The organism is Streptomyces sp. NPDC053513, from assembly GCF_044544765.1.
GTDB lineage: Bacteria > Actinomycetota > Actinomycetes > Streptomycetales > Streptomycetaceae > Streptomyces > Streptomyces litmocidini.
On the sequence record NZ_JBITXP010000045.1, the window covers coordinates 1 to 13,817 of the forward strand.

Below are 13,817 nucleotides of genomic sequence, written 5' to 3' on the forward strand. Positions count from 1 at the left end.
GTTAGTGTGTCCCAGCTCGGGTGCGGGGGGGCGGGGGGGGGGGGCGGCGCCCCGGCGCGCCCCCCCCCCCCCCGCCGACGGCCATCACCTGCCCTTCGGACCTGGCGGCGGGTGGTGCGCCGGTGAAGCGGGTCGGATTACTTGACGACGCCGAGCGACGCGTAGTCGTAGCGGCCGTTGTAGGCGTCCGCCGTGTAGACGTTGGTCAGCCGGGAGCTGCGCCAGATGATGTTCTTCTCGTGGGTGAAGGGCAGGTAGACCGCGGCCTCCGACACCTTCGTGTTGATCTGCTTGTAGAGCTCGCCGGCCTTCTCGGGGTCGGTCTCCTTCAGCGCCTGGTCGAACAGGCCGTTGATGGCCTTGTCGTTCAGCTCCGAGAAGTTGTTGTTGCCGCTCTGCAGGATGAAGCGGCCGTCGACCAGCGGCTGGAGGAAGCCCTGACCGGTCGGGAAGTCGGCGCCCCAGCCCATGATGATGATGCCGTAGCCCTTCTCCTTGACCACCTTCGGCGAACCGATGATGCCGGAGCTCTGGGCGCCGTCGAACTGGTCGATCTGGGCGTCGATGCCGACGGCCTTCAGCGACTGCTGGAGGGACTCGGCGGTGGCGATCTCGATCTTCTTGTTGTTGCGGACCGCGATCGTGGTCTTGAAGCCGTTCGGCTTACCGCACTTCTTCAGCGCCTCCTTGGCCTTGGCCAGGTCCGGGGCGCCGGCGAGCTTGCCGTACGGGTCGGCCTTCGGGTCGGCACCCTTGATCGCCGGCGGCAGCATGTTGGAGGCGATGTCGCCACCGGCCTGCGGGCCACCACGGGCGGTCTGGAGGGACTTCGAGTCGGCCGCGTAGATGATGGCCTTGCGGCACTCGATGTTGGGGATCACCGTCTGCGGGAAGACCGCGTAGCGGATGAAGCCCGTCTGCGGGTTGTCGACGTTGCCCTTGTGCTGCTGGAGCACCTTCTGGCGGGCGGCGGAGCCGACACCGGTCGCGTTGATGTCGACGTCGTACTCGCCCTCGACCAGACGGTTGTCCATGTCGTCGGCGTTCGTGGTGAACGTGACGCTGATCTTGTCCGGCAGGGCCTTGCGGACGTTGTCGGTCTTGGCGTCCCACTTGTCGTTGCGGACGAGCTTGAGCGACTTGTTCGGCGTGTACGACTGCCACTTGTACGGGCCGGAGGAGAAGGGGTTGAGGCCGTACTTGGCCTTGGTGTCCTTGTCCTGGCGGACCGGGGAGGCGGCCGGCATGGCCAGCATCTGCAGGAAGTCGCCGTTGGCGGCCGGCAGCTTGAAGACGATGGTCTTGTCGTCCGGGGTCTCGATCGCCTTCAGGCCGAGCTTGTCCGTGGTGGTGTCCTTGTAGGGACCCTTGTACTCGTTCTTGGGGTCGAGGACCTGCTGGAGGTAGATCGGGCCGCCGGAGATGACGTCCTGGGCCCAGACGCGCTCGATGCCGTACTTGATGTCCTTGGAGGTGATCGGCTTGCCGTCCTCCCAGGTGACCCCGTCCTTCAGGGTGAAGGTGTAGGTGAGGCCGTCGGCCGAGACCTTGCCGGTGTCGGTGGCGAGGTCGGGGACCAGCTCGGTGGAGGCGGCGCCCGGCGCGGCCTTGAAGGTGACCAGCTGGCGGGTGTAGTAGCGGGCGAAGTCCCACATGAAGCCGTAGTAGCCGCGCTGCGGGTCCCAGGAGTCGGCCTCCTGCGAGCCGATGAACTTCAGCTCGCCGCCCTTCTTGTCGGAGGGGCTGGCGATCTTGTTCACGCCGGCGTTGAAGCCGGGCGCGCCGGCGCCCTTGCCACCACCGTCGCCGTTGCCGCCGCCACAGGCGGTGGTGACGACCATCGTGGCCGCGGCAAGCAGGGCGCCCGCGGCGATTCTGCGCTGAGAGCTCTTCAGCATGGGTCCAGCAACCTCCGGGATAGTGGCGGCCGTTACGGCGGTCCGCCGATTGGGGTGGGCCTCCTGTCGCCAGCGGCAGGGGCGGGTCTTGCGTGTCGTCGGCGAACGGTCAGCGGGAGCCCTTCGGGTCGAGCGCGTCACGCACGCCGTCGCCGAAGAGGTTGAACGCCAGAACGGTGATGAAGATCGCGAGGCCGGGAATCACCATGAACAGCGGGTCCGCCTCGTAGGTGGTGATGGCCGTCGACAGCATCTGGCCCCAGGAAGCGGTGGGAGGCTTCACACCCGCGCCGAGGAAGCTGAGCGCCGCTTCGGTGAGGATGTTGGTGGGGATCATGAGGGTCGCGTAGACCATGATCGGGGCGATCAGGTTGGGCAGCAGCTCGCGGCGCAGGATGTAGAAGCGGCCGGCGCCCAGGCTCTGGGCGGCCTCGACGTACTCGCGGTTGCGCAGCGAGAGGGTCTGGCCCCGGACGATGCGGCCGACGTACGGCCAGCCGAAGAACCCGATCACCAGGACCAGGGCGGCGATGCGCACGCCCGATCCGTCCAGGCCGAGGAACTCGTTGGGCAGCACCGAGACCAGGGCGATCGTGAACAGCAGCTGCGGGAAGGCGAGCATGACGTCCATGATCCGGCTGAGGGCGGCGTCGATCCAGCCGCCGAAGTAGCCGGCGATGACGCCGAGGACCGTGCCGAGGAAGACCGCGAAGACCGCGGCGAGGAAGGCGACGAGCAGCGAGATCCGGGCGCCGTAGACGATCCGGCTGAAGACGTCGCGGCCGTTGACGGGCTCGACGCCGAACAGGAAGTCGCCGCTGACGCCGCCCCAGGAGCCGATCGGCGTGCCGAACAGCGGGTCGATCTGGTCCTCGTGGAACTCGTCCGGCGGGTGGCCCAGGAGGCCCACGATGACCGGCGCGAAGATCGCGACGAGGATCAGGAAGACGACGACGAAGGCGCCCGCGAGGGCCAGTTTGTCGCGCTTGAGGCGGGTCCAGGCGATCTTCCAGGGCGAACGCCCCTCGATCGCCTTGCCGGACGCGCCGGAGTCGTCCGGAGTGCCGGGAGCGTCGGGCGCGCCGTCGACGGTGGCGGTCGCATCGCCCGCACTCGCCTCGTGCAGTGGTGCCGTCATCGTGGTGAGGACCCCTCTCGGCCGCCGGTAGCCGGCCCTTGCCCGCCGCGGGTAGCGGCTCCGTGGAACAACCTGCTGGACATCGGCTCGAAAGGAGTCGAACGTCCTGTGTTCCGGGGAGTCTTCAATGTGCTCGCGATCACCCGCCAGCCCTGACGGGGAATGTTTGCTCAAACGTGATGCGGTGCTGCAACTTCCGTTATCCGGACGTCCTGATCACGTGAGCGGACCAACCGGGTCCCTCTTGCCCGCAATCGGACATGTCGCTCAACCGGTGTCGTGAGCTGTCGAATTGGGGTGAACGAAGGCCTCCGGAGCGGACTCCGGAGGCCTTTGCCGACAAGTGGGACACGAGGGGCGTCTCAGTATCCGGATGGCGTCGGCGGGGGGTATCCGTACCCCGGTACGGCGGCGGAACCGCGTCCGGCGTGCGCCTCGCGGTCGTAGAAGGGACGGGCGTTCGCCCGCAGCCACAGGGCCACCGGGTCGTAGGCGTCGGAGAGCGCGACCGTCGAGACGGGCAGCCCGTCGGGGACGGTGCCGATCGACTGGCGCATCATCGAGCGGACCTCGTCGACGGCCGCCGGGGAGGTGTCGTACAGGTCGAGGCCGATGGCGAGGTACGGGGAGCCGAGCGCCGGCTGCACCCAGCCGCGGCGCAGCGCCCGGACGGCCGGGGTGCGGTGGGCGTTCTGCGTGAGCAGGGCGTAGAACTGCGGGATCTCCAGGGCGGGCTCGGTGACGCGCAGCGGCCCGGCGGGCATCCGGTCGAGACCGGTGGCGACCCGGCGCAGGTCGGCCCAGGGGATGCCGACGCCGCCGCCGGGGGCGTGCGGGTTGAGCCAGACGCCCCAGCGGTCCGGGTAGAGGGCGCGGGCGATGTCGCGGCCGGTGACCAGCTCGTGGGCGCGGTTCCAGCCGGAGGCGGCGAGCTCCTGGGCGGAGGTGACGCACGGCGCGTAGCCGAAGCCGTCGACCTCCATGTTCCCGTACTGGGCGTCGGGCGAGCCGGGGGCGCCCTGCCAGAGCAGCATCCACAGCTCGCCGTCGGCGAGGGCGTGCAGCAGCTGCTCGTACGCGTCGTAGCGTCCGGGTGCCACCTGGCGCAGCATGTGCTCGACCCGTCCTCCGGTCGCAGCGGTGCCTGACGCGCTCACCCTGGGTCCCGCCCCTCTTCCGTCCACCACGTACGTCTGTCCAGCGATCGAGTCAGTTCAGCTTAAACAGGGGGCCGCTCACACGGCGGCGCGCTGGTAGAAGGGGCGCACCCGCTCCAGCATCCAGTCTCCGACCGGGTCCTGCGCCATGTCGAGCAGGATGAGGTTGACCGGCCAGGCGACCTCGACCCGGCCGAGGGCGCGGCCGAGGGCGTCCAGGGGCGCGGTGCGGTCGGCGCCCTCCCAGTGGGAGAGCTGGACGCCGACGAAGAGGGCGGGTTCGGTGCCCTCGACGCTGGCGAGGACGCGGCGGGCGGTGGCGACGACGCCGGTGGCCTCGAACTCGGCGGAGGCGGCGGCGAGGAAGTCGACCGGGTCGTCCTGCCAGTCGGGCTCGAAGAGCCGGACGCGGCCGCCGCTGGCGGGTCCGTCGAGCGGGGTGCGGCCGACGCGGCAGAGCTCGGCGACGGCGGGCGGGGGCAGCGGGACGCCGACGGTGCCGCCGGGGTTCACGGCGATGCCGAGCTGCGGGGGCAGGCCGCGGGCGAAGTCACGGGCGGGGGCGACGGTGAAGGACATGTGGTCGCCGACGCAGGCGCGGAACTGCTGCTCGGAGCTGAAGACGGGCACGTAGGCCGCGCCGTCGATCTCCATGGTGGCGAGGTCGAGGCTCTGGCTGTCGGGGCCGCCGCCGTTGGGCAGGGGCACCCAGACCGGGCTGCGGCCCAGCACCTCGACGAGGCGTGCTCCCGCCTCGGGGTTGCCCAGTGAGGCGGCAAGGACCTCTTCGAGCTCGTTGCCCGGCCACGTCACGTCCACGGTCGCGTTTCCCCTTCTCGCGCGGCCTTCCGCACCGGCCGCCCGGCAGCACCCTAACGCCGCGTCGCCGCCGCCGCGGCCAGAAGGGAAGGGTACGGGCGTCCCGGGACGCCCGGGACGCCTCCACTCCTCGGACGATCCGTCCCTCAGGCCGCCTGCCGGAAGCCGATGCTGCGGAGGGAGTCGGCGGCGGCCCGGTCGAGGAGGGTCACCGAGGCGCAGCCGTGCGGGAGGCTGCCCGACTCGGCGGCCCGCAGGAGCCGGCCGACGGCCCGCCGGTGGCGCCCGAAGGCGTACGCGGAGACGCCCCGGCCCCGGGCCTGCTGGCCGGCCCTCGCGGTGTCCGGGGTGACGTCGAGGAGGAGCAGGTGCAGGGCGCGGCCGCGGCGTCTCGCCTCGCGGGCGAGCCAGCCCCGCACCCAGGACTGGGTGCCGCAGTCGTGGACGATCACGCTCGCGCCGGAGCGCAGGGCGCGGCGCAGTGCGGCGTAGTGCGCGATCCGGACCAGGGGGCGGTAGACGGCGTAGGGCAGGAGGCAGGGCATGCGGGCCTCCCAGCGCTCGCGGGCGTCCTGGGAGTCGATGGCGCCGCCCCGGACGGTGCGCTTCATCAGGGTGGACTTGCCGCTGCCGGGCAGCCCGGAGACGACGACGAGGTCGCCGGCGGCGAAGGTGAGGGAGCGGGGGCCGCGGCCCTCGCGCTCGCGCAGGTCCCGCAGGAGGCGTCCGCGGCTCCGGGCGCGGGCCCGCTGGGACGGTATGCCGGTGCTCGCCGCGTACGCGCCGGTGTGCTGGATCCTCATCGCGCTCCCCCTGTCGGGTCTCAGGAGACCTGAGGAGACCCTTGCCCATGAAGTGTAAAGAAATGGTAATGGGGCGCAAGCGATTTGCCCCGCCGACACCGCGTGCAATGATGTGCGCGCCAGGCGCGCACAGTCGCCGCACAACCGCATACCGGCCGCTCGAATCCGCGCGGGAGAGTTCCGGACCGCCGAGCGCGTCCGGGCGCCGAAGGAGCAAGACCCTCCCTTGAATCTCTCAGGCCCCGTACCGCGTGGATGAGGCAGATCTGAAAAGCGGGACACCTCGCCGTGTCCCCACCCAAGGTGCAAGCCGATCTCTCGGTGCCGATCGCTCGGTGACGAGATGCCCTCGGTGAACCTCTCAGGTTCCATGACAGATGGGGAGGACGTCCTCGCCCGTCATGTGTTTTCGTCACCGATCACGCCCTTGGGACCCGGGAGCCACCCCATGAGCACTGCCCCCCGTCTGACCGCCCTCGATGCCCTGCATCGTTCGCTGGGCGCGACCATGACCGACTTCGCCGGCTGGGACATGCCGCTGCGGTACGGCAGCGAGCGCGACGAGCACAACGCCGTCCGCACCAGGGCCGGTCTCTTCGACCTCTCCCACATGGGCGAGATCACCGTCACCGGCCCGCAGGCCGTGGACCTCCTCGACTTCGCGCTGGTCGGCAACATCTCCACCGTGGGCAACGGCCGCGCCCGCTACACGATGATCTGCCAGGAGGACGGCGGCATCCTCGACGACCTGATCGTCTACCGCCTCGGCGAGACCGAGTACATGGTCGTCGCGAACGCCTCCAACGCCCAGGTCGTGCTCGACGCCCTCGTCGCCCGCTCCGAAGGCTTCGACGCCGAGGTCCGCGACGACCGCGACGCGTACGCCCTGATCGCCGTCCAGGGCCCGGAGTCCCCCGGCATCCTGAAGTCGCTCACCGACGCCGACCTGGACGGCCTGAAGTACTACGCCGGCCTGCCCGGCACCGTCGCGGGCGTGCCCGCCCTGATCGCCCGCACCGGCTACACCGGCGAGGACGGCTTCGAGCTGTTCCTGAAGCCCGAGCACGCCGAGGGCGTCTGGAAGGCGCTGACCGAGGCGGGCGAGGGCGTCGGCCTGATCCCCTGCGGCCTGTCCTGCCGCGACACGCTCCGCCTGGAGGCGGGCATGCCGCTGTACGGCCACGAGCTGACCACCGCCCTCACCCCGTTCGACGCGGGCCTGGGCCGGGTCGTGAAGTTCGAGAAGACGACCAACGAGGGCCGTTTCGTCGGCCGCGAGGCCCTGGAGAAGGCCGCCGAGCGCGCCGAGACCGCCCCGCCGCGCAAGCTGGTCGGCCTGATCGCCGAGGGCCGCCGCGTCCCGCGCGCCGGCATGTCGGTCGTCGCGAACGGCGAGGTCGTCGGCGAGGTCACCTCCGGCGCCCCGTCCCCGACCCTCGGAAAGCCGATCGCGATGGCCTACGTGGACGCGGCGCACGCCGAGCCCGGCACCCAGGGTGTAGGTGTGGACATCCGCGGCACCCACGAGCCGTACGAGGTCGTCGCGCTGCCCTTCTACAAGCGCCAGAAGTGACGCAGTCGTCTCGTTCCGCGTCTCACCCCGTAAGACCCACGTTCATCAGTACTCCCCCGATCCAGGAGAATCAGGTCATGAGCAACCCCAACGAGCTGCGTTACACCAAGGAGCACGAGTGGCTGTCGGCCACCGAGGAGGGCGTCGCGACGGTCGGCATCACGGAGTTCGCGGCCAACGCGCTCGGTGACGTCGTCTACGCCGACCTCCCCGCCGTCGGCACCGCCGTCACCGCGGGCGAGACCTGTGGCGAGCTGGAGTCGACGAAGTCGGTCAGCGACCTGTACTCCCCCGTCACGGGCGAGGTCGTCGAGACCAACCAGGACGTGGTGGACGACCCGTCCCTGGTGAACACGGCTCCGTTCGCGGGTGGCTGGCTGTTCAAGGTGCGCGTCACGGGCGAGCCGGAGGACCTGCTCTCCGCCGACGAGTACACCGCGTTCGCCGGGAACTGAGACCGGGCCCGAGACCCCCTAGGGATCGATTCATGTCGCTTCTGAACACTCCCCTCCACGAGCTGGACCCCGACGTCGCCGCCGCCGTCGACGCCGAGCTCCGCCGTCAGCAGTCCACCCTCGAGATGATCGCCTCGGAGAACTTCGCTCCGGTCGCGGTCATGGAGGCCCAGGGCTCCGTCCTCACCAACAAGTACGCCGAGGGCTACCCGGGCCGCCGCTACTACGGCGGCTGCGAGCACGTCGACGTGGCCGAGCAGATCGCGATCGACCGGATCAAGGACCTGTTCGGCGCCGAATACGCCAACGTCCAGCCGCACTCCGGCGCCTCCGCGAACCAGGCCGCCCTCTTCGCGATCGCCCAGCCCGGCGACACGATCCTGGGTCTCGACCTGGCGCACGGCGGCCACCTCACCCACGGCATGCGCCTGAACTTCTCCGGCAAGCAGTTCAACGTGGTCGCGTACCACGTGGACGAGGCCGGTCTGGTCGACATGGCCGAGGTCGAGCGCCTCGCCAAGGAGCACCGCCCGAAGGTGATCATCGCCGGCTGGTCGGCGTACCCGCGCCAGCTGGACTTCGCCGAGTTCCGCCGGATCGCCGACGAGGTCGAGGCCTACCTGTGGGTCGACATGGCCCACTTCGCGGGCCTCGTGGCCGCGGGTCTGCACCCGAACCCGGTCGAGTACGCGGACGTGGTGACCTCCACCACGCACAAGACGCTCGGCGGCCCGCGCGGCGGCATCATCCTGGCGAAGAAGGAGTTCGCCAAGAAGCTGAACTCCTCGGTCTTCCCCGGTTTCCAGGGCGGCCCGCTGGAGCACGTGATCGCGGCCAAGGCCGTCTCCTTCAAGGTCGCGGCCTCGGAGGAGTTCAAGGAGCGCCAGCAGCGCACCCTGGACGGCGCCCGCGCGCTGGCCGAGCGCCTGGTCCAGGACGACGTCACCGCCCACGGCGTCTCCGTCCTGTCCGGCGGCACGGACGTGCACCTGGTCCTGGTGGACCTGCGCGACTCCGAGCTCGACGGCCAGCAGGCCGAGGACCGCCTCCACGAGGTCGGCATCACGGTCAACCGGAACGCCGTTCCGAACGACCCGCGTCCGCCGATGGTCACCTCGGGTCTGCGCATCGGCACGCCGGCGCTCGCGACCCGCGGCTTCCAGGCCGAGGACTTCGCCGAGGTCGCCGACGTCATCGCCGAGACCCTGAAGCCGGGCTTCGACGCCGACAAGGCCGCGGCCCTCAAGGCCCGGGTGACCGCGCTGGCCGACAAGCACCCGCTGTACCCCGGCCTGAAGTAATTTCGTACGATTTAGTTCCGGCTTCGTTCGTACGGAATCTCCGGGGCACCACGCACACTGGACGGTGAGCGTGGTGCCCCGCCCCTTGCTCAGCCCCTCTGCGCGCTCTTCTGCTCCACCCCGGCAGACAACGGCGTCTAGCCCCCACAAGGAGTCCTCCCGTGGCCATCTCGGTCTTCGACCTGTTCTCGATCGGCATCGGTCCGTCGAGCTCCCACACGGTGGGCCCCATGAGGGCTGCCCGGATGTTCGCCCGCCGTCTGAAGAACGAGGGCCTGCTCGCCCACACGGCGTCGATACGGGCGGAGCTGTACGGCTCGCTCGGCGCGACCGGCCACGGCCATGGCACCCCGAAGGCGGTCCTCCTCGGCCTGGAGGGCAACTCGCCGCGCACGGTCGACGTGGAGAGCGCCGACGACGAGTTCGAGCGGATCAAGGCGAGCGGGAGGATCAACCTGCTCGGCGCGCACGAGATCCCGTTCTCGTTCGACGACGACCTGATCCTGCACCGCCGCAAGGCGCTCCCGTACCACGCCAACGGCATGACGGTCTTCGCGTACGACGCCGAGGGCGGGCTCGTCCTGGAGAAGACGTACTACTCGGTCGGCGGCGGCTTCGTCGTGGACGAGGACGCGGTGGCCGGCGAGAACCCGATCATCCCGGACGACACCGTCCTGAAGTACCCCTTCCGCACCGGCGACGAGCTGCTCCGCCTCACCAAGGAGACCGGCCTGTCGATCTCCTCCCTGATGCTGGAGAACGAGAAGGCCTGGCGCACCGAGGAGGAGATCCGCGCGGGTCTCCTGGAGATCTGGCGGGTCATGCAGGCCTGCGTCTCGCGCGGCATGTCCCGCGAGGGCATCCTGCCCGGCGGCCTGAAGGTCCGCCGCCGCGCCGCGACCTCCGCCCGCAAGCTGCGCTCCGAGGGCGACCCGGCGGCGCACGCGATGGAGTGGATCACCCTCTACGCCATGGCCGTGAACGAGGAGAACGCGGCGGGCGGGCGGGTCGTCACCGCCCCGACGAACGGCGCGGCCGGCATCATCCCGGCGGTCCTGCACTACTACATGAACTTCGTCCCGGGCGCCGACGAGGACGGCATCGTCCGCTTCCTCCTCGCGGCCGGTGCGGTCGGCATGCTCTTCAAGGAGAACGCCTCGATCTCCGGCGCCGAGGTCGGCTGCCAGGGCGAGGTCGGTTCGGCCTGCTCGATGGCGGCAGGCGCGCTCGCCGAGGTCCTCGGCGGCTCCCCGGAGCAGGTGGAGAACGCGGCCGAGATCGGCATGGAGCACAACCTGGGCCTGACCTGCGACCCGGTCGGCGGCCTGGTCCAGATCCCGTGCATCGAGCGGAACGGCATGGCGGCGGTCAAGGCCGTCACGGCGGCGAAGATGTCGATGCGGGGCGACGGCAGCCACCTGGTCTCCCTCGACAAGGTCATCAAGACCATGAAGGAGACGGGCGCCGACATGAGCGTCAAGTACAAGGAGACCGCGCGCGGCGGTCTCGCGGTCAACATCATCGAGTGCTGAACCGTTCACGCACGCGGAACGGCCCGCCCCGGGGCTCCCGGGGCGGGCCGTTCCTCTTCCCGCGGGGCGGAAAGGTCAGGCCTTGTTCAGGTGGCCCCAGAACTCTTCCCAGGACAGCACCCCGTCCCCGTTGTCGTCGCGCTGCTTGATGATCGCCTCGGCGACCGTCTCGGTGACGTGGAAGTCGCCCAGCTGCGCCATGACGTGCTTGTACTCCGCGGCGGTGATGAAGCCATCGCCGTCCACGTCGAACTTGTTGAATGCCGTACGTGCCGACTCGATGTCCGCCACTGCTTCCGCCCCTTCTCGGTGCTGTTCTGTCGGGGGTCAGATTAGCTGGCCCGCCGCTGTCCGATGATGGGGGTATGAGCAGTGATGTGGCGGAGATCCTCTCGGCGGCGGCACGCGGGGCGTTCCCGCCCCCGGACGGTTCGACGACGGTGGTGCCGCAGCCGGGCCCCCGGGACGCGGGGGTGCTGGCCTTCACCGCCCATTCGGTGGTCTTCACGGACGCCGACCCGGAGTGGGTGCGGGCCGCGCTGGCGGCCACGTCGAGCGACCCGCTCGCGGCGAGCATGAACCCGGGCTTCCTGCTCGCCCTGATGGCCCGCACCGGCCGGCACATGAACACCGTCGACCTGCTCACGGTGGCGGACGCGCTGCCGGGCCCTCCCCCGCTGGAGCTCCGCGAGATCGACGACCCGGGGCACCCGCGGGTGGCGCGGGCGCTGAAGTTCCGCGACGAGGTCCGGGTGTGGGCGGCCGACGGCGGCGTGCTGGTCCTGGGCCGGGGCGTGGCGGGCCGCTGGGAGGCGGCGGTCGAGGTGGACGAGGAGGTGCGCCACCGGGGCCTGGGGCGGGCCCTGGCGACGGCGGCCCGCCACCTGGTCCCGGGCGAGGTGGTCTGGGCCCAGCAGGCCCCGGGCAACGCCCGCAGCGTCCGCGTCTTCCAGGCGGCGGGCTACCGCCCGGTGGCCTCGGAGGCGCTCCTGATCGCCGGCTGACCCGCCAGGGCCTGTCCGGACAGGCCCTAGCGGAAGATGCCCGTGTGGCCCAGGGAGTAGCGGCCCGGCTGGGGGTAGACGGCCAGGCCGTGGGGGCCGCTGCCGACGGGGATGCGGGCGAGCTGCTTGCCGGTGGTGGTGTCGATCGCGTACACCTCGGAGTCGTAGCGCCCGGAGAGCCACAGGACCTTGCCGTCGGCGGAGACGCCGCCCATGTCGGGGGAGCCGCCGTTCGGGAGCTTCCACTTCTTGGTGAGTCTGTTCTGCTGGAAGTCGAAGACGGAGACGGTGCCCTCGCCGCGGTTGGAGACGTACATCTCGCGCGAGTCGCGGCTGATGTAGAGGCCGTGGCAGCCCTTGCCGGTGGGGAGCAGGGTGGGGGTGGTGAACTTCTCGCCGTCCAGGACCCACATGCCGTGGGCCATCATGTCGGCGACGTAGAAGGTCTTGCCGTCCGGGGAAATCTTCACGTCCTGCGGCATGGCGCCCTGGAGGGGCAGTTTCTGCTGGCCGACGACCTCCATCTTCTCGGTGTCGACCTTGAGGAGTTCGCCGGAGAACTCGCAGGAGACGATGAAGTAGCGGCCGTCGGCGGAGAAGTCGGCGTGGTTGACGCCGTAGCAGGTGACGGGGACGGACTTCTTCCGTTCCATGGTGTGCGGGTCGCGGAAGACGAGTTCGCGGTCGAGCGAGGCCATGACGACGGCGTACTTGCCGTTGGGCGTGAAGTAGAGGTTGTACGGGTCGTGGACCTCGACGGGCTTGCCGGCGACGCCGGTGGCCGGGTCGATGGGGGTGAGCGTGTGGCCCCGGTCGTTGTTGACCCAGAGGGTCTTCATGTCCCAGGAGGGGACGACGTGCTGGGGCTGGAGGCCGACCGGGATGGTCTCGACGACCTGGTAGGTCGCGGGGTCGATGACGGAGACGGTGTTGGAGTTGGTGTTGGGGACGTAGACCCGGGAGGGGAAGTTCCGTACCACCGGGGAGAGCTGGTTGGGCCGGTCGGCGGCGTAGACGTCGTGCGGGTCGAGCAGGGGCGGCATCCCGGGGAGTCCGGCGGGGACGGTGGCCCGCTCGGGTACGGCGGGGGCGGCCTTCTTCACGGGGGCGGCGCCCTCGGGGTGGTTCGCGGTGCCGCAGCCGGCGAGGGCGACGAGCAGGGCGGCGGCGAGGAGGGTCCTGGATCTCTTCTTGAGGTTTGCCATCAGCTCAGCAGCTCCGTGGTGGTGACCGCGCTCAGGCCGCGGCGGTCGAGATCGGCGAGGAGGAGGGGCAGCGCGGCGGCGGTGTCCGGGTAGCCGAAGTGCAGGCTGACGACGGATCCGGCGCGGACCGGCCCGGTGACGTTGCGGACGACGGCCGCGGCTCCGGGCGAGGTGAAGTCGAGGGAGTCGACGTCGTACGAGAGGACGTGCGGGTATCCGGCGCGGCGGGCGGCGCGCAGGACGGCGGGGGCGGCGTTCCGGGTGCGGGAGGGGCGGAACCAGGTGCCGACGGAGCCGGTGAGCTTGCGCAGCCGGGCGGCGCAGGCCTCGATCTCGGCGAGGGCCCCGGCCTCGGTCATGGCGTTGACGTCGATGTGGTGCTGGGTGTGGTTGCCGAGGTCGTGGCCGCCGTCGAGGACGCGGCGGGCCATGTCGGGGTGCCGGTCGAGCCAGCTGCCGACGGCGAGGACGGTGACGCGGGCGCCGGCCTTCTCCGCCTGGGCGAGGAGCCGCCGGGCGAGGGCGGGGTCGCCCTGGCCGTGGAAGGTGAGGGCGACCCGGGGCCGGTCGCGGGGGCCGTGGGCGATCTCGTCCGGCTGTCCGGGGAAGCGGCGGGGCGCCGGGGCGGCGACGGGCGCGGGGGCGGGGCGGTGCCCGGCGGGGGGACGCCCGGTGGCCGGGGGGTGCCCGGCGGCGGGGGCGGGGCGGGGTTCCGTGCCGCAGGCGGTGGAGAGGGCTCCCGCGAGGGCGGCGGCCGCGCCCGCGCGGAGGGCTCCTCGGCGGTCGGTCGGCTTCACGCGACCATTCAAGAGGGATGACGACCGATTGGCGGTGATTAGGCCAATTCAGGACGTTTGTCGGCACATGTCGACCGTCCAGCATGCGGACGATCCCGGGAAACACCCGACGAACCGCATAGTCATTCACTGTTT

Annotated in this window: 13 protein-coding genes and 1 riboswitch; of the genes, 5 read left to right on the forward strand and 8 right to left on the reverse strand. The window is 70.8% G+C overall.

Annotation, left to right across the window (positions count from 1 at the left end; translation table 11 throughout):
- Positions 1-137 precede the first annotated feature (137 nt).
- From ACIGW4_RS37335 to ACIGW4_RS37355, 5 genes are all read right to left on the reverse strand, one after another.
- A complete protein-coding gene (locus ACIGW4_RS37335; RefSeq protein WP_359590008.1) occupies positions 138-1,898 on the reverse strand; it encodes an ABC transporter substrate-binding protein in 1,761 nt (586 codons plus the stop codon).
- A 109-nt stretch (positions 1,899-2,007) separates the two neighbouring features.
- Positions 2,008-3,036 (reverse strand): ABC transporter permease, encoded by a 1,029-nt coding sequence (locus ACIGW4_RS37340; RefSeq protein WP_123455500.1) that lies wholly within the window; start codon positions 3,034-3,036, stop codon positions 2,008-2,010.
- A gap of 362 nt (positions 3,037-3,398) precedes the next feature.
- On the reverse strand, positions 3,399-4,193 hold the full coding sequence (locus tag ACIGW4_RS37345) for an enhanced serine sensitivity protein SseB C-terminal domain-containing protein (RefSeq protein WP_359590009.1): 795 nt from the start codon (positions 4,191-4,193) through the stop codon (positions 3,399-3,401).
- A 78-nt stretch (positions 4,194-4,271) separates the two neighbouring features.
- On the reverse strand, positions 4,272-5,012 hold the full coding sequence (locus ACIGW4_RS37350; RefSeq protein WP_123455498.1) for an enhanced serine sensitivity protein SseB: 741 nt from the start codon (positions 5,010-5,012) through the stop codon (positions 4,272-4,274).
- A 146-nt stretch (positions 5,013-5,158) separates the two neighbouring features.
- Entirely contained in the window at positions 5,159-5,815 is a 657-nt protein-coding gene (locus tag ACIGW4_RS37355; protein WP_399586089.1) for an AAA family ATPase, read from the reverse strand.
- 160 nt (positions 5,816-5,975) lie between these two features.
- Positions 5,976-6,075: riboswitch (glycine riboswitch) on the forward strand.
- Positions 6,076-6,263: 188 nt separating this feature from the next.
- Between ACIGW4_RS37355 and gcvT the strand changes: the two genes are divergently transcribed.
- The 4 genes from gcvT to ACIGW4_RS37375 all read left to right on the forward strand — a co-directional run bounded on the left by gcvT (position 6,264) and on the right by ACIGW4_RS37375 (position 10,676).
- Complete coding sequence (gene gcvT, locus ACIGW4_RS37360) at positions 6,264-7,388, forward strand: glycine cleavage system aminomethyltransferase GcvT (RefSeq protein ID WP_399586092.1); 1,125 nt, start codon at positions 6,264-6,266, stop codon at positions 7,386-7,388.
- 77 nt (positions 7,389-7,465) lie between these two features.
- A complete protein-coding gene (gene gcvH / locus ACIGW4_RS37365; protein WP_398707588.1) occupies positions 7,466-7,843 on the forward strand; it encodes a glycine cleavage system protein GcvH in 378 nt (125 codons plus the stop codon).
- A gap of 32 nt (positions 7,844-7,875) precedes the next feature.
- On the forward strand, positions 7,876-9,144 hold the full coding sequence (gene glyA, locus ACIGW4_RS37370; protein ID WP_093873992.1) for a serine hydroxymethyltransferase: 1,269 nt from the start codon (positions 7,876-7,878) through the stop codon (positions 9,142-9,144).
- 161 nt (positions 9,145-9,305) lie between these two features.
- Positions 9,306-10,676, forward strand: coding sequence for an L-serine ammonia-lyase (locus tag ACIGW4_RS37375; RefSeq protein WP_123455494.1), 1,371 nt, complete (start codon positions 9,306-9,308; stop codon positions 10,674-10,676).
- A 75-nt stretch (positions 10,677-10,751) separates the two neighbouring features.
- Here ACIGW4_RS37375 and ACIGW4_RS37380 read toward each other — a convergent pair whose 3' ends face one another.
- Positions 10,752-10,967 carry an EF-hand domain-containing protein gene (locus ACIGW4_RS37380; RefSeq protein ID WP_123455493.1) on the reverse strand — a complete coding sequence of 72 codons (216 nt, stop codon included), beginning with the start codon at positions 10,965-10,967 and terminating at the stop codon, positions 10,752-10,754.
- Positions 10,968-11,041: 74 nt separating this feature from the next.
- Here ACIGW4_RS37380 and ACIGW4_RS37385 point away from each other — a divergent pair, with 74 nt between their 5' ends.
- Complete coding sequence (locus ACIGW4_RS37385) at positions 11,042-11,680, forward strand: GNAT family N-acetyltransferase (RefSeq protein ID WP_398707586.1); 639 nt, start codon at positions 11,042-11,044, stop codon at positions 11,678-11,680.
- A 26-nt stretch (positions 11,681-11,706) separates the two neighbouring features.
- On the opposite strand, the gene ACIGW4_RS37390 is transcribed toward ACIGW4_RS37385, so the two are convergent.
- Both ACIGW4_RS37390 and ACIGW4_RS37395 read right to left on the reverse strand, forming a co-directional pair.
- Positions 11,707-12,885, reverse strand: coding sequence for a YncE family protein (locus tag ACIGW4_RS37390; protein ID WP_123455491.1), 1,179 nt, complete (start codon positions 12,883-12,885; stop codon positions 11,707-11,709).
- Entirely contained in the window at positions 12,885-13,682 is a 798-nt protein-coding gene (locus ACIGW4_RS37395; RefSeq protein ID WP_398707582.1) for a polysaccharide deacetylase family protein, read from the reverse strand. Before ACIGW4_RS37395 ends, ACIGW4_RS37390 begins: the two co-directional genes overlap by 1 nt.
- Between the last annotated feature and the right edge of the window lie 135 nt (positions 13,683-13,817).